Origin of the sequence: Dechloromonas sp. TW-R-39-2 (assembly GCF_016864195.1) — a bacterium.
Taxonomy (GTDB): domain Bacteria; phylum Pseudomonadota; class Gammaproteobacteria; order Burkholderiales; family Rhodocyclaceae; genus Azonexus.
In genome coordinates this window covers 894,440-917,550 of sequence record NZ_CP045202.1, presented here as the reverse complement: position 1 = coordinate 917,550, position 23,111 = coordinate 894,440, and the positions used below count along the sequence as shown (strand labels likewise).

25 protein-coding genes are annotated in these 23,111 nt (G+C 54.9%); 4 read left to right on the top strand and 21 right to left on the bottom strand.

The window, feature by feature from the left end; translation table 11 throughout:
• From GBK02_RS04465 to GBK02_RS04440, 6 genes are read right to left on the bottom strand one after another with little or no spacing between them, the layout of a single operon-like run.
• Complete coding sequence (locus GBK02_RS04465; RefSeq protein ID WP_239003170.1) at positions 1 to 606, bottom strand: chalcone isomerase family protein; 606 nt, start codon at positions 604 to 606, stop codon at positions 1 to 3.
• Positions 575 to 1,768, bottom strand: coding sequence for a cyclopropane-fatty-acyl-phospholipid synthase family protein (locus GBK02_RS04460; RefSeq protein ID WP_203468551.1), 1,194 nt, complete (start codon positions 1,766 to 1,768; stop codon positions 575 to 577). Before GBK02_RS04460 ends, GBK02_RS04465 begins: the two co-directional genes overlap by 32 nt.
• Positions 1,765 to 2,532, bottom strand: a complete 768-nt coding sequence (locus GBK02_RS04455; protein ID WP_203468550.1) for a DUF1365 domain-containing protein — start codon at positions 2,530 to 2,532, stop codon at positions 1,765 to 1,767. Before GBK02_RS04455 ends, GBK02_RS04460 begins: the two co-directional genes overlap by 4 nt.
• Positions 2,533 to 2,542: 10 nt before the next feature.
• Entirely contained in the window at positions 2,543 to 3,853 is a 1,311-nt protein-coding gene (locus tag GBK02_RS04450) for an NAD(P)/FAD-dependent oxidoreductase (protein ID WP_203468549.1), read from the bottom strand.
• 10 nt (positions 3,854 to 3,863) lie between these two features.
• A complete protein-coding gene (gene folE2 / locus GBK02_RS04445; protein WP_203468548.1) occupies positions 3,864 to 4,664 on the bottom strand; it encodes a GTP cyclohydrolase FolE2 in 801 nt (266 codons plus the stop codon).
• Positions 4,665 to 4,694: 30 nt separating this feature from the next.
• Complete coding sequence (locus GBK02_RS04440) at positions 4,695 to 5,252, bottom strand: glutathione peroxidase (RefSeq protein ID WP_203468547.1); 558 nt, start codon at positions 5,250 to 5,252, stop codon at positions 4,695 to 4,697.
• Positions 5,253 to 5,356: 104 nt separating this feature from the next.
• Here GBK02_RS04440 and GBK02_RS04435 point away from each other — a divergent pair, with 104 nt between their 5' ends.
• Positions 5,357 to 6,301, top strand: coding sequence for a MerR family transcriptional regulator (locus GBK02_RS04435; protein WP_203468546.1), 945 nt, complete (start codon positions 5,357 to 5,359; stop codon positions 6,299 to 6,301).
• On the opposite strand, the gene GBK02_RS04430 is transcribed toward GBK02_RS04435, so the two are convergent.
• Positions 6,298 to 7,758 carry a metallophosphoesterase gene (locus GBK02_RS04430; protein WP_203468545.1) on the bottom strand — a complete coding sequence of 487 codons (1,461 nt, stop codon included), beginning with the start codon at positions 7,756 to 7,758 and terminating at the stop codon, positions 6,298 to 6,300. The genes GBK02_RS04435 and GBK02_RS04430 overlap by 4 nt on opposite strands.
• Before the next feature lie 13 nt (positions 7,759 to 7,771).
• The gene (locus tag GBK02_RS04425) at positions 7,772 to 8,347 is read right to left on the bottom strand and encodes a DUF4337 domain-containing protein (RefSeq protein WP_203468544.1); all 576 of its coding nucleotides are present in this window, start codon (positions 8,345 to 8,347) and stop codon (positions 7,772 to 7,774) included.
• 123 nt (positions 8,348 to 8,470) lie between these two features.
• On the opposite strand from GBK02_RS04425, the gene rfaE2 reads away from it, so the two are divergent.
• Positions 8,471 to 8,959 (top strand): D-glycero-beta-D-manno-heptose 1-phosphate adenylyltransferase, encoded by a 489-nt coding sequence (gene rfaE2 / locus GBK02_RS04420; RefSeq protein WP_203468543.1) that lies wholly within the window; start codon positions 8,471 to 8,473, stop codon positions 8,957 to 8,959.
• A 109-nt stretch (positions 8,960 to 9,068) separates the two neighbouring features.
• Here the strand turns inward: rfaE2 and GBK02_RS16965 are convergent, their stop codons facing one another.
• A complete protein-coding gene (locus GBK02_RS16965; protein WP_256435914.1) occupies positions 9,069 to 9,203 on the bottom strand; it encodes a hypothetical protein in 135 nt (44 codons plus the stop codon).
• Positions 9,204 to 9,634: 431 nt separating this feature from the next.
• Here GBK02_RS16965 and GBK02_RS04415 point away from each other — a divergent pair, with 431 nt between their 5' ends.
• Complete coding sequence (locus GBK02_RS04415) at positions 9,635 to 11,371, top strand: L-lactate permease (protein WP_203468542.1); 1,737 nt, start codon at positions 9,635 to 9,637, stop codon at positions 11,369 to 11,371.
• 14 nt (positions 11,372 to 11,385) lie between these two features.
• Positions 11,386 to 11,835, top strand: a complete 450-nt coding sequence (locus tag GBK02_RS04410; RefSeq protein WP_203468541.1) for a universal stress protein — start codon at positions 11,386 to 11,388, stop codon at positions 11,833 to 11,835.
• Positions 11,836 to 12,187: 352 nt separating this feature from the next.
• On the opposite strand, the gene GBK02_RS04405 is transcribed toward GBK02_RS04410, so the two are convergent.
• The 12 genes from GBK02_RS04405 to GBK02_RS04350 form a co-directional block, all read right to left on the bottom strand.
• Positions 12,188 to 14,083 carry a potassium transporter Kup gene (locus GBK02_RS04405; RefSeq protein WP_239003168.1) on the bottom strand — a complete coding sequence of 632 codons (1,896 nt, stop codon included), beginning with the start codon at positions 14,081 to 14,083 and terminating at the stop codon, positions 12,188 to 12,190.
• Positions 14,084 to 14,170: 87 nt separating this feature from the next.
• Positions 14,171 to 15,019, bottom strand: a complete 849-nt coding sequence (locus GBK02_RS04400; RefSeq protein WP_203468540.1) for an HDOD domain-containing protein — start codon at positions 15,017 to 15,019, stop codon at positions 14,171 to 14,173.
• 231 nt (positions 15,020 to 15,250) lie between these two features.
• The gene (locus GBK02_RS04395) at positions 15,251 to 15,724 is read right to left on the bottom strand and encodes a hypothetical protein (protein WP_203468539.1); all 474 of its coding nucleotides are present in this window, start codon (positions 15,722 to 15,724) and stop codon (positions 15,251 to 15,253) included.
• Positions 15,721 to 16,020 (bottom strand): nucleotidyltransferase domain-containing protein, encoded by a 300-nt coding sequence (locus GBK02_RS04390; protein ID WP_203468538.1) that lies wholly within the window; start codon positions 16,018 to 16,020, stop codon positions 15,721 to 15,723. Before GBK02_RS04390 ends, GBK02_RS04395 begins: the two co-directional genes overlap by 4 nt.
• 111 nt (positions 16,021 to 16,131) lie before the next feature.
• Positions 16,132 to 16,281: a hypothetical protein gene (locus GBK02_RS04385; RefSeq protein ID WP_203468537.1), complete on the bottom strand. Its 150-nt coding sequence runs from the start codon at positions 16,279 to 16,281 to the stop codon at positions 16,132 to 16,134.
• Positions 16,282 to 16,356: 75 nt separating this feature from the next.
• A complete protein-coding gene (locus GBK02_RS04380) occupies positions 16,357 to 17,604 on the bottom strand; it encodes a glycosyltransferase WbuB (protein ID WP_239003167.1) in 1,248 nt (415 codons plus the stop codon).
• Positions 17,601 to 18,689, bottom strand: a complete 1,089-nt coding sequence (locus tag GBK02_RS04375; protein WP_203468535.1) for a glycosyltransferase family 4 protein — start codon at positions 18,687 to 18,689, stop codon at positions 17,601 to 17,603. Before GBK02_RS04375 ends, GBK02_RS04380 begins: the two co-directional genes overlap by 4 nt.
• Positions 18,676 to 19,203, bottom strand: a complete 528-nt coding sequence (locus tag GBK02_RS04370) for a DapH/DapD/GlmU-related protein (RefSeq protein WP_203468534.1) — start codon at positions 19,201 to 19,203, stop codon at positions 18,676 to 18,678. Before GBK02_RS04370 ends, GBK02_RS04375 begins: the two co-directional genes overlap by 14 nt.
• Positions 19,200 to 20,075 (bottom strand): hypothetical protein, encoded by an 876-nt coding sequence (locus GBK02_RS04365; protein WP_203468533.1) that lies wholly within the window; start codon positions 20,073 to 20,075, stop codon positions 19,200 to 19,202. Before GBK02_RS04365 ends, GBK02_RS04370 begins: the two co-directional genes overlap by 4 nt.
• A gap of 67 nt (positions 20,076 to 20,142) precedes the next feature.
• A complete protein-coding gene (locus GBK02_RS04360; protein ID WP_203468532.1) occupies positions 20,143 to 20,946 on the bottom strand; it encodes a hypothetical protein in 804 nt (267 codons plus the stop codon).
• A 158-nt stretch (positions 20,947 to 21,104) separates the two neighbouring features.
• On the bottom strand, positions 21,105 to 22,313 hold the full coding sequence (locus tag GBK02_RS04355; RefSeq protein ID WP_203468531.1) for an O-antigen ligase: 1,209 nt from the start codon (positions 22,311 to 22,313) through the stop codon (positions 21,105 to 21,107).
• Complete coding sequence (locus tag GBK02_RS04350; protein WP_203468530.1) at positions 22,306 to 23,094, bottom strand: alpha-1,2-fucosyltransferase; 789 nt, start codon at positions 23,092 to 23,094, stop codon at positions 22,306 to 22,308. The genes GBK02_RS04355 and GBK02_RS04350 overlap by 8 nt, the downstream gene beginning before the upstream one ends.
• Between the last annotated feature and the right edge of the window lie 17 nt (positions 23,095 to 23,111).

The window sequence follows — 23,111 nt, the reverse complement described above, 5'->3', positions numbered from 1 at the left end:
TCAGTCGGCCGGCGGCTTGAGCAACGCCGTGCGCAGTTCCGGCGCGCTGGTGCCGGCATCCAGCCAGATGCCGAAAAAGGCACGCGCGAAGAGCGGCTCATCGATTTTCCCGATCAGGCGTTCATTGAAATAGAACCGGGCCGCATCCGGCTGGTAATGGCCGACAATCCGGTCGCCCGGTTTGACATCGGGAAACAGCGCAGCCAGTTGCTCACCCCAGCGTTTCAGGGTCGGCGCATCACCGATGCCGAGGTTGCGGATTTCCTTGATGCTTGCTTCGGCAATCGCCAGCCCGGCGATATTGCGCTTGTAGGTCAGGCGCAAGGCGAGCGGCGGCTGGACCGGATCGGCGGCGGCCCACAAGGTGGCCTCGTAGACCAGGAAACCGAAGCGGCGGAACTCCCCGCTTCCCCAGCGTTTCAGCCCGGCCGTCGGATCGCTCGCGGCAAAGCCGGCCAGCGGCGCGGCGGCCAGCACGAGCAGCAGGCTGCGTCGCACGGCCGAGAAACTGCGGTTTTGCCGTCCGTCCAGCTGTTGACCGCGACAGGCTGCTTCAGCCATGGTCTGCGGCGGCTCAGCGATGGGCCAGTTCGAACTGGACGACATCGACATTCCCGGCCAGGAAACCGGCCTCGCAATAGCAGAGATACATCCGCCACAAACGACGGAAAGGCTCGTCAAAACCCAGTGCGGCAATCTGCGGCCAGTGGGCTTCGAAGGCATGACGCCACTCGGCCAGGGTGCGGGCGTAATCCTCGCCGAACGCGTATTCACCGCGCACGACCAGCCCGGCACGCGCTGCCGCGCTACGGAAAGCGCTGCGCGAGGGCAGCATGCCGCCGGGGAAAACATACTGCTGGATGAAATCGGTTCCCTTGCGGTAGCTGGCAAACAGGTCGTCGCGAATCGTGATGCTCTGGATCACCGCCCGGCCACCCGGCTTGAGCGCAGCGGCCACGGTCTTGAAATAGCCTGGCCAGAAACGCTCGCCGACGGCTTCGAACATTTCGATCGACACGACATGGTCGAAACGCTCCTTCGTATCGCGGTAATCCTGCAGCCGGAGATCGGCCTGCGGCACGCGTTTTTGCGCCCATGCCAACTGGGCTGGCGACAGCGTCAGACCGGTCACGGCCAAGCCTTCGGCCACGGCTTCCTCGGCAAAACCGCCCCAACCGCAGCCGATTTCGAGCACCCGCTGGCCGGGTTCGGCATGCAGGTGCTGCAGGATGCGGCGGTACTTGGCCGCCTGGGCCGCTTCGAGGTCATCGATGCGGTCGACTTCACCGGCCCGGAACAACGCGCTCGAATAGCTCATGCCCGGATCGAGCCAGAGCTTGTAGAAATCGTTGCCGAGATCGTAATGCGCCATGATGTTGCGCTTGCTGCCCGCCTTGCTGTTGCGGTTCAGCCAGTGCCGGATACGCGCCGCCGCCAGACCGCGCCACGAGCCATAAACCGCCTTCTTGAGCACATCGCGGTTGCGCGCCAGCAGGCCGAGCAGCCCGGTAATGTCAGGCGAATCCCAGGCCCCGTCGAGATAGGCTTCGGCCAGGCCGATATCGCCCCGCGCCAGAATCTGGCCGAACATCGCTTCATCGTGCACCTGCATCGTCACGCCCGGCTCGCCCTCGCCAAACAGGGCGCAGGAGCCGTCCGGCAAACGAATTTCAAGCACGCCTCCGCTGATCTTTTCGAGCAATTCGAAAACCAGTCGGGTATCGCGGTTCAGGCCGCTGCTACGGCCCAGCGTCAGGGTTTGGTTCATTTCAGCGGCTCCTGCAAGGGAGGTTGGACGGGATGGGCGCCGAGGAAAGGCACCCCTTTCAACCAGAGTTTCAAGGCTTGCCAGTGGATGCGCAGCATCACGCCCAGCGTCAGAAAAGGCATGCGCAGACAGGCTCCGAGCAAAGCCGGGGCAGACCAGCCGCGCGGCTTGCCGGAAATCGAGGTGAGCAGCAATTCACCCTCGGCATCGTCGTAATCGATACGCACCAGCGGCACCGGACGGTCAAGATGAAAACGGAAGCGATAAGCGCCTTCGATGTCGCAGAAAGGCGAGACATGAAACGCCTTGCTCGCCCTGATTTCCTGTCCATCGAGCAAGGGGGAGCCATCCGCGTTGTGCAGCAGGTATTCGTGGCGCCCGCCGAAGGTATTGCGCACCTCAGCCAGAACGGCAACCAGCGCCCCGCTGCGGTCGCGGCAAAACCAGAAACTGACCGGATTGAAGACATAACCCATCAGGCGCGGGAAACATTGCAGCGTGATCTCGCCGTCATCCGGCAAACCGCGCTGGCGAAGCAATTGCTGAATCCATGGCAGCAGCTCGCTGCCATCGCGCGGCCCATGGTCCTGGCGCCGGAAACTGAGCAGATTGCTGCGGTCGACCGCAAAAAACCGGCTATTTGCCGCCGCCAGGTCGTGCAGCGGCAACTGCACGTAAAACACCGGATAAACGAAGGCATTGACCGCCGGACGCAAGCGCCGGTGCATCACGTGGCCGATGAACAGTTGCGGAAGCTGTGCCATGGTCGTCGGCTCAAACAGTGTCGAGTTCGCGCTCGACCGCTTGCGGCGCCATCTGCCACGGCGCGGCAATGCCCATGCTGTTGGCGACCCGCAAGGCCGACTTCAAACCGTCTTCATGGAAGCCATAGCTTCCCCAGGCACCGGCCAGCCAGATCCCGTTTTCGCCCTGGACATGCGCCAGACGACGTTGGGCGGCAATCGCCGGACCATCGAAAATCGGGTGGGCATAATCGAACTCGGCAATGATTTTGGCCGAATCGGGCTCGCGCGCCGGGTTGAGCGTGACGACGACCGGCGTCTTGAACGGCAGGGGCTGCAGCTTGTTGATCAGGTAGGAAACGCCAACCGGCTGCTCGCCCGGCGCACCGCTGCCGGAAAAGTAATTCCACGCCGACCACAGCTTTTCATCGCGCGGCAGCAAGGCGCGGTCGGTATGCAACACGGCGCGGTTCGGCTGGTAACGAATCGCCGACAATATCTCGCGCTGCATATCGCTCGCCGCCATGCCAAGAATCGCCAGCGCCTGATCGCTGTGACAGGCCATCACCACGCGGTCGAACAATTCGCTGCCGCCGGCATGCACGACGCGCAACTGGCCCGCCTCGCGACTCACGGCGCTGACCGGGCAGGCCAGGCGCACATCGTCGAGTTGTTCCGCTACTTTCCTGACGTAAGCCCGTCCGCCGCCCTGCACCGTGCGCCACGTCGGGCGGTCGAAGACCTGCAGCAAGCCATGGTTGCGACAAAAACGGATGAAGGTGGACAACGGCATGTCGAGCATCTGACCAGTCGGACACGACCAGATCGCCGCGGCCATCGGCAGCAGATACCAATCCGAAAAAGCCGGCGAATAACGACCTTCGGTCAGGAAATCGCGCAGGCTGCGCTGATCGTCCTGGAACGAAACAAGCCAGGCCTGACTCTCGCGGTTGAAGCGGAGAATGTCGGCCAGCATGGCCCAGAAAGAGCGCCGGAGCAGATTGCGCTTCTGCCCGAAAACGGTCGCCAGATTGCTCCCGGCCCATTCCAGATCCGGCTTTTCCAGACTGACGGCAAACGACATTTCGGTTTCGACGCTATCCACCCCCAGCAACTCGAACAGGGCGATCAGGTTGGGATAGGTCTGGTCGTTGAACACCAGGAAACCGGTATCGACCGGGTGCGTTTTACCCTCCAGCGTCACGTCGACCGTGTTGGTGTGACCACCGAGGTAGTCCGCGGCTTCGAACAGGGTCACTTCATGATTCCGGCTGAGCAGCCAGGCGCTGGCCAGGCCGGAAATACCGGCACCGACCACGGCGATACGATGCTTTCGGGTCATGGCGCGCCTCTCAGTCGTTCGTACCGGACAATTCGGCATAGGCCGAATGGTTGTGGATCGATTCGAAGTTCTCGGAAATCACCTTCCACTGCCCGATGCGCGGCTCGCGCATCAAGCGCAGCGCGATGTCGCGCACCAGGTCTTCGACAAACTTCGGATTGTCGTAGGCCCGTTCAGTCACCCACTTTTCATCCGGCCGCTTGAGCAAGCCGAAAACCTCGCAGGAAGCCTCCTCTTCGGCCAGACGAACCAGTTCCTCGATCGCCATCGGCGCGCGCAAACGCGTCTCCAGCGTGATGTGCGAACGCTGGTTGTGCGCGCCGTAATCCGAAATCTTGCGCGAACACGGACACAGGCTGGTCACCGCCGCAACAACCCGCAGCGTCAGGCTTGGCGGCTGCCCGGCCAGTTGCTCGGCAATCAGGGTCGCATCGTAGTCAAGCAGGCTTTCAACGCCGGAAACCGGCGCTTTCTTCTTGATGAAATACGGGAAAGCCAGTTCGATGCGGCCGCTCGCGGCATCGAGCCGGAGCAGCATTTCGTCGAGCATGCCGAACAGCCCGGCCTGGCTCAGCGCGGTACTGCGGCTTTCGAGCAGTTCGACGAAGCGCGACATGTGCGTACCCTTGACCTCGGGCGGCAAGCCAACCGTCATCGTCAGGCTGGCGACGGTGCTCTGCGTTTCGCCGCTGGCCGTTTCCAGTTGCAGCGGATAGCGCAAACCCTTGACGCCGACGCTCTGAATGGCCAGACGGCGCGTGTCTGCGGTCGACTGCACGTCGGGCAGGAAAAAGTTATCTGGGGCATTCATGGTCGGGGCTCCGTAAAAGGATGGGGATGCTTATTTGAGAAACGCGTCGATTCTGGCCAGCAGTTCCTTGTCATCCGGCGCGGTCATGCTGCCGAAGGAAAGCACCTGCGTGGCATCGCGATTGATCAGGTATTTGTGGAAATTCCAGCGCGGCCGGCTGCCTGTGATTTCAGCCAGCTTCAAATAAAAGGGATTGGCCGCCTTGCCCTTGACCGACGACTTGGCCAGCATCGGGAAATCGACGCCATAAGTCAGGCGGCAAAAATCGGCGATTTCCTTGCTGCCGCCCGGCTCCTGCTCGCCAAAATCGTTCGACGGAAAGCCCAGCACCACCAACCCCTTGTCCTTCAGCCGGGCATACAGTTTTTCCAGGCCATCGTACTGGCTGGTGAACCCGCAATAACTGGCCGTATTGACCACCAGGATCACCTTGCCCTGATACTGGCAAAGCGACTGTGGCTTGCCATCCTGCAAGCCGGCAAAACTATGGTTGAGCAAATCCGGGCACTGGCTGGCATCCGCCGCTGGGACCACACCGACCGACAACAATCCGGCAATACCCATCCAGCGCTTGAGAACTGAGATCATCGACAACTCCTTGATTTGTCCTAGACAAAATTAAGATTTGTTCGTAAGATAGGGCTGAAAATTTGATTTGTCAATGCTTTGTCTAACATTTGTTCAGGACAAATATGAATCCACTGGATTTCAATATTGCCGCCGTCGAGCGCGAAACCGGCCTCTCCAAGGATGTGCTGCGGATGTGGGAAAGGCGCTATGGCTTCCCGATGCCAAGTCGCGACAGCAACGGCGAACGCTGCTATCCGGGCGAACAGGTCGAACGCCTGCGCCTGATAAAACGCCTGATGGATCAAGGGCATCGCCCCGGCAAGCTGATTCCGGCCAGCAGCGAAGAGCTGGCCACGCTAAGCCCGCGCCGGGCCAAGGAACAGCACCGGACGGCGCAGGCCGACAGCGCGGAGCTGGCCGAACTGCTCGCCCTGATCAAACAGCACGACGGTATCGCCTATCAGCAGGCGATGCAGCAGCGCCTCGGGCGGCAAGGGTTGCAGCGTTTTGTCCAGGACACGGTGGCACCGCTCACCTGTCGCGTCGGCGAAGCCTGGGAAGATGGCAGCTTCGAGGTCTTCGAGGAACACCTGTTCACCGAACTGACCAAGCGCCTGTTGCGCCAGGCCATCGCCGGCCTGCCGAGCAGCCGGCTGGCACCGCGCGTGCTGCTGACCAGCGTGCCCGAGGAGCAGCATGTTCTCGGCCTGCTCATGGTCGAAGCCCTGCTCGCGCTGGAAGGGGCCGAATGCATTCCACTCGGTACCGAAATGCCGCTCTCCGAGATCAGCCGGGCGGCGGCGGCCCATCGGGCCGATATCGTGGCGCTGTCGTTTTCGATCGCCTATCCTGCCCGCCAGACACCCGCCCTGCTGCAGCAATTGCGCCACCTGCTCCCCGGCACGACGGCGCTCTGGGCTGGCGGCGCAGGCGTTGCCCGGCTACCAAGCCAGGCGGGAATCGAACTGCTCACCAGCCTGGAAGCCGCCGTGCTTGCGCTCCAGGCGTGGCGAACGGCAAATGCGGCACAGAATTCAGCGCCGAATCTGGTGGCAAATTCGGCTTAATTCGCTGGTTGACCGGGGAAACTGCAAGCCATTTCCTTGCCCCCGCCGCTCAATCGGCAACGGCTGATCAGGCCGCCCTGCGTATCCAGCACGCGCCCGGCCCAGCCCTCGGCATCGCGTTCGAGCACCAGAAAGCTGTAACGGTTGAGCAGGATGCCGCTTTGCGCCGCTACCCCGTCATAAGTACGGCCATCCGGACGCATCCGCTCTTTGCTGCCGGCCGCGCCGCGCCCCTCGAAGAACGGTGACTGAGGATCGAGCGATTCGAGTTGCGTGCCGCCGCCCCCGACAATCACCTGCGCCGGTCGTCCGGCCAGATATTGCGGATCGCTGGCCGGCGCGAAGTTGTAGGTCGCGAAAGCATGCTGGTGGCCGGCAAACGACACCTGCAGATTGGCCGGCACGGTTCTCTTGAGCACCGTCTGGAAGGCATTCGGCTGCACCGCAGGGCCGAGCAGGTCGTACCACACCGGCTTGTGCGAAAGCAGCCAGATTTTCTGGTCGACCGGGGCAGCCTGCAGCACCTTGAGCGTCTGCTCGAAAGTCGCCACATCTTCCGGCGTGGCACTGGCCGGGCGGTAATCCTCATGGCCCGAATTGTCGGCCACGACCAGCGCCAGCTCCGGCGACAGCGGAATCCGGTAAGCCTCGGCCGTGAAATTATTGCCCAGCACCGAACGCGATGCCGAACGGAAACGCTGGTTGGCGCACGCAACATAAGGCAGCGGCGACAGAAAGCGCATCCAGCCTTCACCAGCCCGATCGCAATTTTCGTGATTGCCGCGCACAAAGACCCACGGCGCCGCTGCCAGCAAAGGCGCCGCCGGCTTGAAGAAATCGGCATTCCAGCCGGCCCAGCCGTAGGTCACGACAACGCCCTTGTCGCGCAGGGGCTGGCAACGTTCCGGGTCGTCGCAGACTTCGCGGTAATGGTAATCGCCGACGTGAATCACCAGATCCGGCCGGGTGGCCGCCGCTGCGGCAGCAATATCGGCCCACGGCCAGGCCTGCGGATCGGTGCAATCCTGGATCGGATCGCCGTTGCCCTTGGCTGGCACCTTGATCCGACAGCCGGTATCGCCGAGCACGACGATGCGCTGCGGCGAAGCAACGGGCAAGGCAACCGCCTGCCCGGCGACACGCACCTCGCGCGCCCCCGGCGGCAAGATTAGCTCGCAGGCTGCCACAGCAAACGGCGGATCAAACGCGGGATTCGCCGCATCGCCCTGCCCGCCGCCAGGACGCGCCCGCCAGTGCATTGGCTGGATGCTACGGTCGACCTCGGCCAACGGGCAATTTTCATGCGCTGCGACAATCGCCCGCAGCGAAACTTCGCCCTCCGGCCCCAACTGCGTCCAGACACGCGGCAAGCCGCCCGCCCCCTCGCCCGGCAAGCTGGCACAGCCGCTGAGCGCAAGCAGCGCGACGGCCCCCAGGGACAACAGTGTCCGGCGCATCGGCATCACGCCGTCAAAGGTGGAGATAACCCATCACCCCGACCACCAGCCCCAGCGCGGTCGAGCCGTAAACCCCGACAAGCAGCCAGCGCTTGCGCGTCAGCAGGGTAATGGCCGACAGCGCAATGGCGATCTGGAGCAGCGTCGTGGCCAGCGCCCAGCGCTCATGCACGTGCATTTCGGCCTCGCTCTTCTTGTCGGCTTCCTTGGCGGCATCTTCCAGCTTGTCGGCCTCGGCCTTGATTTCTTCCTTTTCCTTCTTGTAACGCTCGACCGCCGCCTTGAACTTCTCCTGGTTCTCACCGGTCGTCAGCGTGATCGAAAGCTCGGCCAGATTCTGCTTGTTGCTCTTGGCCTGGTAATAATTCCACTGGTTCGACGCCGAGGTTTTCTGGATCGCCGCCTCGTTCTTGTAGAGCAGCGCCGAATTCTGCGAATGCCCGCCCATGTAACCAAAAATGGCACCCACCGTAGACAGCAACGCGGTCAGCACCGCCAGCCGGGAAGTAAAGCTGTCGCCGCCATGCTGGGCAACGTGTTCGACTTCGTGATCGTGTGGGCCGTGAACATGAAAACCGTGACCGGACATAGATGAACCTCCTTCAAAACAAGGAACTGCCGTTAAAAATGATGCGCGATTCTAACGTGACTCTGCGCCGCAGCAAGGTCGATACCTCTAAAATGGCGACCTGTTCACACTGCCGGACCCGCCATGACCTACGCCGCCCCGAATTTCGAATCGAAAATCTGCCCGCCCGGCGAGTTGACCGCGCGAGCCGCCCAAATCGCCCGTCCGCTCGTCTTCACCAACGGCTGCTTCGACATCCTGCACCGCGGCCATGTCACCTATCTGGCGCAAGCCGCAGCCCTCGGCACCAGCATGGTTGTCGCACTGAACAGCGACGCCTCGGTCAAGCGCCTCGGCAAAGGCGACGACCGCCCAGTCAACGCGCTGGAAGACCGCCTCGCCGTGATGGCCTCACTCGGCTGTGTCGCACTGGTCACCTGGTTCGACGAAGACACCCCGCTCCAGCGCATCCTCGAATGCCGCCCGGAAATCCTGGTCAAGGGCGGCGACTGGCCGGTCGAAAAAATTGTCGGCTGCAACGAAGTTCGCGGTTGGGGCGGCAGTGTCCACTCAATCCCCTTCATCCACCAGAAATCGACCACCGCCCTGCTCGAAAAGATTCGCCGGCTATAAGCCAGGGGAAATACGGTTCGGCGACGGGTGTTTTCCTGAGCGGCCGACCTGCCGGGCTGCGGTCAGATGGTTCGATATGGCATGGCCGGGGTGCGGCCATGCTGCTGGCTCAGGGCTTGCGAGCGGAGTGCGGCGCCGGCCTTGGCGTATCCAGCGGCGCGCGCAGTTTTTTGTCGCGCAACGATAGCCAGACAATGGCAACCACGACGACAACGCCGGCCAGCGTAATTAAAACAATATTCATGATGAATTGAACCTAAAGCCCGGTAACGCTCAAGCAGCAAGCATTCGCGCACTTTAGACCAATTAATGGCGCACTCCACGTGGGGTTTTCCCGCAAGGGTTTCCCCTCCTGCGCCGCATCAATCCGGGCCGAATCCGCCGCCCGTCAGCAGCGCCGCCCCTGATCGTCCAGCCGCAAGACAGCCGACGATCAAAACATCGGGCAATCCCTAATTCAAACCATTGCCAACCTTCGGTAAGCTTCTGGTCGCCCGGATTATTGGTATTACCAATTTACCGTTTTCCGAATTCGCATGTAGCAGATGAAGATTCTTTCGTAGCAAATTTTTGAAACACCCGCAGCAGCCAATAAAAACGGGTGATTTTATTTAATGCACACATACCAGGATGGCTTTAATAACAGCCGATTGGTATGACCAAAGGGGTTAAAGAATGGTTTGGCAACAAATTTACGATCCATTGGGCAGCATCGGGCTGTCCGCGCTTCTGGCGTCCGTTCCGGTCGTCGTCATGCTCGCCGCACTGGCTTTCTTCCACGTCAAGGCGCATGTCGCCGCCATCCTCGCGCTGGTTTCTGCGCTGCTCATCGCCGTTTTCGGCTTCCACATGCCGGCCAACATGGCGGGCGATGCCGCGCTGTTCGGCGCTGTCAACGGCCTCGTGCCGATTGGCTGGATCGTCCTGAACATCATCTTCCTGCACCGTCTGACCACGGAAAACGGTTCCTTCAAGGTGCTGCAGGACTCAATCGCCGGCATCACCGATGACCGCCGCCTGCAACTGCTGCTGATCGCCTTCTGCTTCGGCGCCTTCTTCGAAGGTGCTGCCGGCTTCGGCACCCCGGTCGCCGTGACCGGCGCCGTGCTGATCGGCCTCGGCTTTTCGCCGCTCGCCGCCTCCGGCCTGGCCCTGATCGCCAACACCGCCCCGGTTGCCTACGGCGCGCTCGGCACGCCGATCATCACGCTGGCCAAGGTCACCGGCCTGGATGAAATGCTGCTCTCCTCGATGGTTGGCCGTCAGCTGCCCTTCTTCTCGCTGCTCGTTCCGTTCTGGCTGATCTGGGCCTTTGCCGGTCGCAAGGGCATGATGCAGATCTGGCCGGCGATTGTCGTGGCTGGCGGCTCCTTCGCCATCACCCAGTTCCTGGTTTCCAACTACCACGGCCCGATGCTGGTCGACGTGATCGCCTCGCTGGTTTCGATGGGCGCCCTGGTCGGCTTCCTCAAGGTATGGAAGCCGAAGAAGGTCTGGACCTCCGCCAAGCTGGTCGGCCATGAAGCCGACGGCGGCGAAGCCCATCCGGAAGCCGGCGACATCCCGCAACAACACGGCGCCGCCGCTGTTCGCCGCGCCTGGATGCCGTGGATCGTGCTCACCGTGTTCGTCTTCATCTGGGGTCTGCCGGAATTCAAGAAGGCAGTCGATACCGTGCCGGTGCTTGAAAACGGCCAGCAAGTGCTCGACGCCAAGGGACAGCCGAAAGTAACCGGCAACACCTTCCTCGCCCCGGTTTTCAAGTTTGAAGACATCCACGAGAAGATCGAAAAAGTGCCGCCGGTCGTTCCAAAAGTGAAGAAGGAAGAAGCCGCCTACAAGCTGAACTGGTTCACCACCACCGGCTCCGGCATTTTCCTCTCCGCCATCCTGGCTGGCCTGCTGATGGGCTACGGGCCGCTGCAACTGGCCAAGCAATACGGCAAGACGATCTGGATGGTGCGCTACTCGCTGACCACCATTGTCGCCATGCTCTCGCTCGGCTACCTGACCCGCTTCGCCGGCATCGACGCCTCGCTCGGCCTGGCCTTCGCCTTCACCGGCGTGTTCTATCCCTTCTTCGGCACCTTCCTGGGCTGGCTGGGTGTAGCGCTGACCGGTTCCGACACCGCCTCCAACGTGCTCTTCGGCGGCCTGCAACGGACCACCGCCGAACAACTCGGCATCTCGCCGGTACTGATGGCTGCTGCCAACACCTCCGGCGGCGTGATGGGCAAGATGGTCGACGCACAATCCATCGTCGTCGCCTCCACCGCCACCCACTGGTACGGCCATGAAGGCGAGATCCTGCGCTACGTCTTCTTCCACTCGATTGCACTGGCCAGCCTGATGGGTGTTTTCATCACGCTGCAAGCCTACGTCTGGCCCTTCACGGCCATGATTCCCCACTGATCCGGAGACGCAACATGTATCAGAAAATCTTCGTCGCCATCGACGACAGCCCGACCTCGCAAAAGGCGCTGGACGAAGCCATCCAGTTGGCCAAGACCAGCAACGCCGCGCTGTGCATTGCCCACGCTGCCGATGAAAGCCTGCTCGCCCAGCACGGCATGGGATTGGGCAGCTACATCGATGTCGACCGCACCAAGCAAGCCATTCGCGACAGCTCGCAAGCCCTGCTCGACAACGCCGGCAAGCTGGCTGCCGCCGCCGGCGTCAACACCGAAACCCGCCTGCTGGAAGCGACCGACCTGCGCGTTGCCGAACAGATCGCACATGGCGCCGAAGCTTTCGGTGCCGACCTGATCATTGTCGGCACCCACGGCCGGCGCGGCTTTGCCCGCCTGCTGGTCGGCTCGGTGGCTGAAAACCTGGTGCGGATTGCCCACACCTCGCTGCTGATGGTCCGGCTGTAATCCTGTAGCCTGAAGACAAAACGCCGAAGAGAAATCTTCGGCGTTTTTTTTTGCGCTATCGCAACGTGTCCAGCAAATCCCTGACCCGTGCCGGGAAAACCTTGATCTGGTCGAAACCGAAATGGGGAAGGCGTTCTTCAATCACGCTGAATACAGCATTGACGCACTCGGTGAATTTAGCCTTGTTGCATTTGAACTCGGCACATATGTTTTTTCAGGAAAAACAATGACGCCCTTGATTTGTCCTGAAAACACTAATAATTCAAATAGTTAAGAAAATTTCGTCCATAAAAAAAGCCCCTCGGAAAACAACCGTTTTCCGAGGGGCTTTCGCAAGCGGCAACTGGCCGAGTTACAAAACCACCTGAGTCCCCAGTTCGACCACCCGGTTGCTCGGGATCTTGAAGAAGGCGGTTGCCGAGCCGGCGTTGCGGAACATGGCGATGAAGATTTTCTCGCGCCAGAAGGCCATTTCGGAACCCAGACGCGGGATCAGCGTTTCGCGGCCGATGAAATACGAGGTTTCGAGCGAATTGAATTCCAGCCCCGAATCGGCACAGAGCTGCAGCGCCTCGGGAATATCCGGCTCATCCTTGAAGCCGTACTGGATCACCACGCTCCAGAAATTCTCCTTCAACTGGCGCACTTCGATCCGGTCGATATCCGGCACGTAAGGCACGTCGAAGAACTGCACCGAAACGAGCACCACGCGCTCATGCAGCACCTTGTTGTGCATCAGGTTATGCAGCAGGGCATGCGGCACGCCCTTGGGGTCGGCATTGAGAAAGACCGAGGTGCCTGCGACGCGCGTCGGCATCGACGAAGCCAGCGACTCGATGAACATCGACAGTTCCAGCCTTTCGCCCTTGAGACGGTCGGCCAGCAACTGGCGGCCACGCTTCCAGGTGGTCATCAGGATGAAGACGCCCATCCCGGCGACCAGCGGGAACCAGCCGCCATCAGGAATTTTGAGAATGTTGGCGGCCAGAAACACCAGCTCGACCGACAGAAAGCACGAGAACAGCAGCACGGCGCGCGTCCAGCCCCACTTCCACGAACGGGCGACGACCACCGTGGCGAGCAACGAGGTGATCACCATATCGCCGGTCACCGCAATACCGTAGGCTGCGGCCAGATTGTTCGACGACTTGAAGCCGAGCACGAGGATCATCACCGCTGCCATCAAGCCCCAGTTAACCGCCGGCAGGTAGATCTGGCCGGCTTCCTTGTCGGACGTGTGCTGCACCTCCATGCGCGGCACGAAGCCCAGTTGCATGGCCTGACGCGTCACCGAGAACGCGCCGGAAATCACCGCCTGCGAAGCAATCACCGTCGCCACCGTGGCCAGGCCGACCAGCGGCACCAGCGCCCAATCCGGCGCGAGATGGAAGAATGGGTTGGCCGCAGCTTCCGGCTCGGCCAGGATCAACGCGCCCTGACCGAAATAATTGAGCACCAGCGCCGGCAGTACAAAGGCAAACCAGGCACGCTGGATAGGCTTGCGGCCAAAATGCCCCATATCGGCATAGAGCGCCTCGGCACCGGTCACCGCCAGCACCACATTACCCATCGCCACCAGCGCCATGGCCTTGTTGGCGAAGAGGAACTCCAGCCCGTAAGCCGGGTTCATTGCCGAGAGAATGGCCGGATGTTCAACGATGCTGTTGATCCCGAGCAAAGCCAGCGTTGCAAACCACAGCACCATGATCGGCCCGAAAAACGCGCCGACCACCGCCGTACCGCTGCGCTGGACAAAAAACAGGCCGAACAGCACCAGCATGGTGATTGGAATCACAAAAGACTTGAGCGCCGGGGTAATCACCTCCAGCCCCTCGACCGCTGAAAGCACCGACATCGCCGGCGTCACCATACCGTCGCCGTAGAACATCGCCGCGCCGAGGATGCCGACGATCATGATCGCCTTCATCTGCCACGGTTTGCCCTGCGCATCGTGCAAGGCCAGCGCGATCATCGCCATCACCCCGCCTTCACCCCGGTTGTCGGCCCGCATGATGAAGATGACGTATTTGATCGAAACAATGATGATCAGCGCCCAGAAGAAGAGCGAGAGGCTGCCGAAAATATTGGCTTCGGTGACCGGAATCGGATGATTGCCGGCAAAAACCTCTTTCACCGCATACAGCGGGCTGGTGCCGATGTCGCCATAAACCACCCCGAGGGCGGCCAGGGCCAGACCGGCAAGACGCTTGCCAGTCGCATCGACGGCCATATCGTGACTACTGCTCATAAAACCCCTTGAAACACCGGCGACTCAAATCGCTCTGAACATGGTGCAAACTTCGGCCCGCCGATCATCGGCCGGACCGCCAAAACATTAGCCACCCAGCGCCGATTTCAGCGACTGAACTTCTTCCTGCGACTCTTCGATGATTTCGGCCAGCATGGCCGGATCGAAAATTTCATCCAGCATCGAGGTGTCGACCGCGCCACTCAGCGAGGTATCGCGCCAGCACGCCGAACGGTTGGCGATCTTGTTGGCGACATAAAGCACCTCGGACAAAGTCTTGATCTCGGTGATCGGCCGATCCGTTTCGTGCTCCTGCACCGCCGTCACCACCGATTCCGGCAGACCCAGCGCCGAAAGCAGCGCGTGGCCGATGTTGTCGTGCCAATCGACCAGCAGCGCGTGCAGCTCGGGGCGGTCATTGGCGATCTCGGGGAAATTGGCCGCCCGCGACATCAAATAGAAGACGCCGAGGTCATGCACCAGACCGGCAAACATCGCCTCGTCGCCATTGATCTTGGCCAGCTTGCGCGCCAGCACGCGGCACAACGCCGCCACATGCGAAGAATGCTCCCAGAGCTTCTTCGAAATATCCTCAAAGGCATGCATCTGCTTGGACTTGAGCAACTGCTCCATGGCCACCGCAAACGACACCGTACGCACCGCCTCCATCCCCACCCGGACAATCGCGCTCTTCACATCGGCGATCTCGCGCCCGGAAGGATTGAGCGCCACCGAATTGGACATGCGAATGATCTTGGCGCTCATCAGCGGCTCGGCCCCGACCAGCTTGGCCAGTTGCTCGACGCTCAGATTCGGGTCTTTCAGCGCGGTGCGCACCTGGAAGGTGATATCGAGAAAAGTCGGGAAGGTGATTTCCTCCCCCGACAGATCACGGGCGATGTCTTCGAGAATCTTGAAAGTAGTAGCGTTGGACATGTCTTTATCCTTGACGGCAATCGGTGCGATGCAAGCTGCATCGGCCACTTGAACCTGAGCCATCAATACAAGAACGCGGGCGCAGGATCAGCGCGCATTTTAGCCCGAAAATTTCATCGGGCAGGCCATCGCTGACGCAGCCCCACCTCAGCGATTACCCCCATCACCCACCGTAAAATGACAATTAAAATTGTAGTACGCTAAAAATTGTGTACTACAAAGCTTCGCGGCCTATTTGAGCAGGGGCTGGATGACCGGCTCAACACGAGCCAGCAATGCATTCAATATTTGTACGGCCCCGACCGCCTCATTCAAATAAGCCGCCTTCAAAGCATCATCCTCAGGGTAATCATGGGCAAAGTGGTTTCTGACTGCCCGCAACGTATGCCACTCATCCACAGATTCGAGAAAAGCCAGCTTTTCCAGACGATGTAACTTATCCAACATGGGCCGGTCCTCATAAGGCTCTTGAAGATAAGCCAACAAAGCCGGGTACAAGCGCGCGCCCATGGCATCCTGCAGTTTGGTAAAACGCAGAATGAACTGATCCCAATCCTGCACAGTCTCGTCATCCATCGCTGCAACCCTATCCGGCGACACAGGCAACAACGGGGTAATTGCCGCTAGCGCATGGTGAAGATGATGCAAATGCCGTTCACATTGACGCCAAGCATCCAGCAAGCGAAGCAAGATTACATCTGTCATAGCAATACGCCCTCCCTACGGGCAATCGCATAAATTGGCGCATCCTGTTGCCGAGTTGGAAAATCAATCAAGAGGTCAATTTTTTGCTCACCAAGCCGAGCATAAACAAAAGACAAGAAGCGGGTATGCGCCTGCGCAATCAGGCGGGCATCCGTCATGCGGGTTTCAACCAGCAAATCAATGTCGCCCCCCCGGCCTGCATCATCAAGACGCGAACCAAACAAGCGCACAACGGCATCTGGCTCAAAAGAAATTCGTGCGGCCTGTACCAAGGTTTCACCCTCGAATTTACTCAAGCGCATCACACCACTCCCAAAATTAACCAGGCCAATTCTAAGTCAAATCAAACCAGCCAATTTCATGCGCAGCCCGCTTCCCCAAATATTCAGGTTCAAAGCGGCCAATTTTCAATTCAATGGCGACCAGACAATCAGCCCCCGGTGAAAGAACAGCAAATCCAGCACATAACTATCCTTGAACACACTCAATGCCTCTGGATGAATTTGTGACAGCACTGCTGACATTTTTGCCGGACCAAGCACCGTACGCTCAAACAAGGCAGTCTTAAACTGTCGCTCAAGTTCACGGCTGCTCCATTGCTCCCGCACCGCCAACCGCAACCGATAAGCAAATTAGCCGATTGCTGCGGTCGACCGCGACTTTTGGGCCAATTTGATCAACTCCGCCTCAAACCGTCGCAACACCGTTTCCTTGTCCAGATTTTCTTCGGCATAGCACCGTGCCGCCACGCCATAACGCTGGCGCATCTCGGCATCGTCGGCCAGCGCAGCAATCGCATCGGCAAAGGCACGGGGGTTTTCCGGCGGCACAACCAGACCGCAGCCCTCGACCACCCGCGCCACCTCTGTGCCGACATGCGCGGTAGCAACCACCGCACGGCCACTGGCCAGCATCCCGGTCAACTTGCTGGGCATGACCAAATCCGCCGCATCGGCCCGTTGCGGCAACAGGTGAATATCTGCCGAAGCCAGCATGGCCCCCAACTTTTCCAAGGGCTGCAGATCGAGGAAGCGCACATTGGGCAAACCAGCGCATTGCGCCATCAGATCAGCCCGGCCAGCCCCATTGCCGCAGAAAACGAACAACAGCCGGAGATTGGCCTGCAGCAAGGCCGCAGCCTGCGCCAGAATTTCCAACCCCTGCTTGCCGCCCATATTGCCGGAATACAGCGCAATCACCTGATCGGGCGCGGCACCCAACTCAGCCCGAAAATCATCACAGCGCATCTCGGGGCGAACCGAAGAGATATCCACCCAATTGGGAAACAAAACCAGCCGGTTCGCAGCAACGCCCTTGTCTGCCGCTCTTTCCAGCATGCGGTGAGAAATGGTGGACACCACATCAAAGCGCTGGAACATCCAACGCTCAACAGCCAGCACCATGCGGCGCAACAACTTGCCCTTGAGCAAGCCCAGATCAAAAGCGGCATCCACCTCGTAATCCTGAACATGAATCCAGGCCGGCGCACCGGAGAGTTTCGCGGTCAACCACGTTCCAGGCGCACAAAAGAAAGCCGGCGCCACCATCCAGACCACATCGGGCTTCCAGAAAATCTGGCGCAGCATGATCGGCAGACTGGAAAGAGCAAAGCTGGCCAAGTGGATTAGACGCTTCAAACCACCAGGCAGCGAGGGAACCCAAAGGGGGCAACGATAAACAAGGCTCCCCCCAAGCGGCTCTATTTGATAAGCATTCGCCGAATAGCCCTCAGAGACACGCCATACAGGGTAATAAGGTGGCGTAGTAACAATATGGAGTTCATGACCTTGTAAAGAAAGCCACGCAACCATTTCACCGGAGTATTTGCCAATTCCGGTTAACTCCGGAAAAAAATTCAACGATACACAAAGTATCCTCATACGGCTAAGCCGCACCTATTGAGCGCATCAACGAAACGATCCGCCATTATTTCAGCCGAATAATTATTTTTACAACTGTCTGATATTTTAGCAGCTGAATCAGCCCATTTGTTTCTTTCGTTCCAAATCAAAATCATAGAATCAGCTAATGATTGTTCTGAATCAGTATCAAAAAAAATACAATTTTCACCCTCAACTGCGGCCTCAATTTCAGGTGCATGAGGCTCATCTCTTGAAATAACAACTGGAACACCAAAACCTAAACTTTGAGTAATAGACAAACCGATGTAGCCAGGTGACAAACTACTGACTGACCTACTATACAATTTAGCAAGTTCTAACTCGTCAGAAATGTGACCAAAAAACAAAACGCATTCATTTAATCCTAAGCGTGAAACCAAATTTTCACACTCACTTCTAAGCGGGCCATCACCAACAATAAGCAGTTTGGCATCGATATTTCTATTTTTTATTAAAGAAAATGATTTAATGGCGAGAAGAATCTTTTTAGACTCAACCAATCGCCCCACATAAATAAATGAATCTCTATTAGAAACAACTGATTGCATTTGCTGCTTTCTATATAGCGCATTGGGCGCAGCAATCAAGCGGCCAGAATCAAATCCATATTTTTGCAACTGCGACTTTTGAGTTTCTGTATAAACGATGAGAACATCGCTTAATGCGCGCATCAATGATCTAATAACATCACTGTGAGAACTGATACCCTTCCTTGGCCAAGCATGCCCCCAAAAAATTGTTTTCTTGCCAAAAATTTTTCGCAAAAACACAACAATCCAATTTGTTATTATTCTGGGATTCAATTCCAAGACAACCACATCAGCCATTACAGCAGGAAATACCGCCCGCCACTGAAACAAAAAACGACGATTTAAAACAAAACAATTATTTACACTAGAATAAACAATTGGCTTCTTAATACCCGTTATGAGAGACGATTCAAAATACCTATCACCACACATTATAGAAAATCGATCACCAAGTCTGCTAAACACCTCTTCGAGGAATGCCTGCCTATAATCTCCAATCGCTGTCTGAAGAAGTAAAATATTATTTGCAGTCATATCGCCCCTTGATTGGCTTTGCTGGATTACCGACGCAAATAGTGTACTCAGGCAGATCTTTAGTGACCACCGACCCAGCGCCAACAATTACTCCATCACCAATGTGAATATTACCAACCACCGTAACACCGTGACCAACCAAACAATCTCTACCTACCACTACCTTGCATGGGGGCAAACGCTTTCCAGAATAAACAGTTTTTTTTCTATCAGAAAAATCATGATCATTCCCCACCATTGAAACTCTTGATGAAATCAATGTATCTTCACCAATCGTACAATTAACCTGTAAGAAAAATTCGCGCCCAATAGAAACCCTATCAGCAACGACACAAAACTCCGGTGGATGCACAATACACTTAGCACCAAAATATGTTCCTCTACCAACCCTTATATCCTTACCAAGAGACTGATATTTTATTAAAACAAATCTAACCCACCTCAAAAATAACCTTAATGGATGAAGAAAGCCGGGAATCGGTCTAGCAGACTCAGGTGAAGCAGAACCAATCATCGGAAAAACTTCCTAATAGAAAAGAACAGAGTTCTTGGAACAAAGATAGAAACAAACATTCTTAGTAACCTAAAGGCGCCACCCGCACCATGAACAGCTGCTGCAATTTTAGTATCAGAAGCACGGTGCAAATTACCGATTGAATAGTCCAATGCAGCAACATTTAATTTTATCGGTCTAATAGCATTCAAATGCACTTCTTTCGATGTGTGAGTTGCAACTGAATCAACCCCAAGATATTTAATTAGCATCCCAGGAGGGCAAATTGAATATCTCCGAAGAACCCAATTGTACAAACACCATTGGACATCCCATGCATTCATTTTTTGTTGATCAGCCAATTTAAACAACAACAAAAAATATCCTAGCTGCTTCCATGGCAACGATATTGAACTAATCAGCCGAAAGCGCTGCAAAAAGCCATATTTCGAAATATCTCGATCAAAACCTATCCACCTATCTTTCCATGTTGCCCATCCCCAAGTAACCGGAATCATGGTGTAACAAACTTGGTCCATTGGCACCTGTTTATCAAACTGGCACCCTGAAATAAAGCCAACCTCCCTATTTGTTCTGTATTCATGTAGACCACGCTTGCAAAACTCTAGAAATCCTTCGGCGGGTAGGCAGTCATCTTCAATAATCACACCCTCTTCAACATTTTCAAAAAACCAATTTATTGATGAATAGACTCCAAATCCTGCGCCATTATTTCTAGACGCCAGAAGAGTTTTTATATTAAATCTTGACGAGAATTCGTGAACCACACATTTCACTTGCTCAACCAATTCAACCTCACCCTTAACATGAGGGCGGGCACAGTCAATTGATATATATAAATTTCTAACGCCAGAATTAAGTAGGAAATTCAAAATCTCCCTTGTAGATTCAGGCCTCTTAAACAGAACCAAAAGAACCGATATATTTTCTATTAGCATATTAAAAACAGACTAAATTTTTATTCTCAATCAAATCGGATTTAATTTGTTCTTTTCCATCCATATTCTTCTGCCAAACCTTCAAAGAACGAATTGTAAGTGGTTGTTCATACCCGGTTCCAACAATAAGCATATATTTTTCGCGATCAATAGATGAAAACCCTTTTTCCCATTTTTTCAAATCGAAATCATCATCAACTCGATAATCCCAAGTAACCCCCATGCCTACTTTATGTGAATCAACAAAAAACGTTGCGCTACCTTGCCTTGAAGATGTAGCGGGCACCCATAGTAATCCGTACCTATGAAATTTAGAAAAATCAAAAAACAAACCCGGAAATCTTTTACTATCACGCGTAGGAATTGAATATCTACAGAAATTTGGAACGCACGTTTCATTGTAGACACCATACCAATTATGAAAACCACCACCATAGTAAAATTTATTTGATTGGTTATACTCGAATATATCTATTTCAACAGTATTTGCGTATTTATCGGCGGCACCAGGCCAAGTCAACCCGGCGAATTTTTTCCCGTTATTAACAATTGGTATAGCCCAAAACGATGGCCATCCATTTTTTGTATTAACAGTTGACGGGTCGAATTTAAACTCAATTTCAAAATACGCCCCCCCCTTAAAAACTGTTCCGACATATGAATCATGATCATTCTGATCTAGGGTTGCTGTTGCCAAATGTCCATTCGCAAATTTTTTACTTCCACTTACAACAAGATTTCCATTCTCATCAAGATAATCATTATCTTTATTATATTTCCATCCAAAAAACCTAAACTCAAACAATCGGTCACTAGACTTTTGTTCACAAATATAGTTAAGGGAGTAAGTCAGCGTGGAAAACCCAGCACTTTTAACCTCGAATGGAGGCTCTTCAGATTTGCAATCACACGCCCCACAAAGAAATGCGAAAAATATTATATTAAAGACCGCTCGGCACATTTTTATATTTTAAAGCCCAATTTAAATCTAACCACCAATGCATAGTATGAAAAACAAACGCCAAAAGAAAGCCAAACAATTCGCTGAAAAAGGGCGGGAGACAATGAAACACTTATAAGTATCAAAGCGAAAATTGCAATCATGTACTTGCGAGACTTAAGTAACCATGGATTACCTGTTTTTTCGTAAAGGCTTGAGAAACTTCCTGCAAAAATACCAAGCATACCGATAAAAGAGAGAATCCCTCCTTCTCTAAAAGACCGAAGGAATATATTGTGGACGTAATCACCAAGCAATGACAGAGTAACTTCGTCTGAGTTGCCTACGCCAACAAATGGATTATTTATAATATCCTCAACAGCTAACTCATAAACAATAAATCGAAGACCTAAAGTCCCCTCCTCTGTTGACAAATCTTTTTGCCCGACAATTCTATCTACAATATTGTTTTCGCCACCAATAACAGCAAATAAGCTCACACAAAAAATCGAAACCAAGGCTACAAAAAACAACTGTTTTATAAAAATGTAATTTTTATCTTTATACTCATAAAATGTTAAGATAAATATTGCAACCAATAGCGCACCAACAGACGTCATTGAAGATGAAAGAACCAGCCCAATCATCGACAACAAAAAACTAATTGCGCATGCCGTTGTCTTAAGAGCTGAATTTGAATTCTGGAATATATATATGCATACAAAACATGCCATTGCACAATGAAAACCAAGTTCATTTGGATGCTCTGTAAATCCCGTCATCCGACCATATTGCTCAAGCCCCCCCAAACTCCCAATACCAATAGTTGCTTGCAATAATGACCCTATGCCACTTATCGCTCCGGATAGCATTAATACATACATCAAATTAAAAAAACGTACTTGCGAATTAACCAACATAGGCAGACACAAGTAAAAAACCAAAAATGAAAAACAAAATTTTGACAACTGAACTAAAGAATCAAAAACATAGCCAGAAAACAAATCTGAAATAAAAAACCCGGACAAGCACGCTAGGAATCCAGCACCAACTAATGGGCTCAAATTTTTAAATGAGAACCCAAGAAATCCAAATAAAACCCAAATCGCAACAGCGCCCAAAAAGAATATATCGTATATAGTTGCTCCGATATCTCTGTATGCTGAAAATCCAATAGACAGAACACCCCCTTGCAAAACAAACCATGGGATTCTGTGTAGAATATTATTCATACTTAATATTTTCTATAAATATAGGGGCTATTTGATCTGACATTCCAACCTCAATCTCCCATTGAGAGTTGTCATTCAAGGACTGCTGCTTTAATCCTTTATACCAAATACTTGGCATTTGCCCCAAGAATGCTCCCCACATGCTAAATGTCGAAGCCGATGCAATTAAGCATGCATGTTCAGATATTAGGAGGATATCCTCAGCCGCATTTCCACCTAATGCTCTAGAAACATTATCCAAGCTGAGCAAGGGGCTTAACTCAAAATCAGACGCATCTGAAAATACATTAAATTTCACTTGACCAGAGTAGTGAGTGTTGAGTTGATTAACGATAGCGACATACCACTCAATTGGAATTCTGATATTTCTAACTTCATTATCTAGATCAGATACTGTGGGCACTTTAAAGTCACCAAATCGAACGTGCACGGCAATACTTTTTCTTGGATTTAACTTATCCATAAGCGAATCAATATTATTACTGCTAATTAATATTTTTTTAAACTCGCTTTTTAAAAATGATGAATAGCCGATTAAATCCATAAAATAATCGCCTAACCCCTCAAAAACAATCATATCTCCAGCTCTAGCCTTACCAATAGATGATTCCGGAATTTTTCTATCGATTACAATTCTCTTACACTTGACAAAGCCGCCAACCTCAGAAACACCTGGACGAAACATACCCGTGTAAAATCTTTTATCAGGCTCATTCCGAATAATAGGTCCGACTTTAAACTGGGGCCACGTTGGTGTAATAAACGTGCAATTGTTTTTCATCGCAAATATTTTCGCCC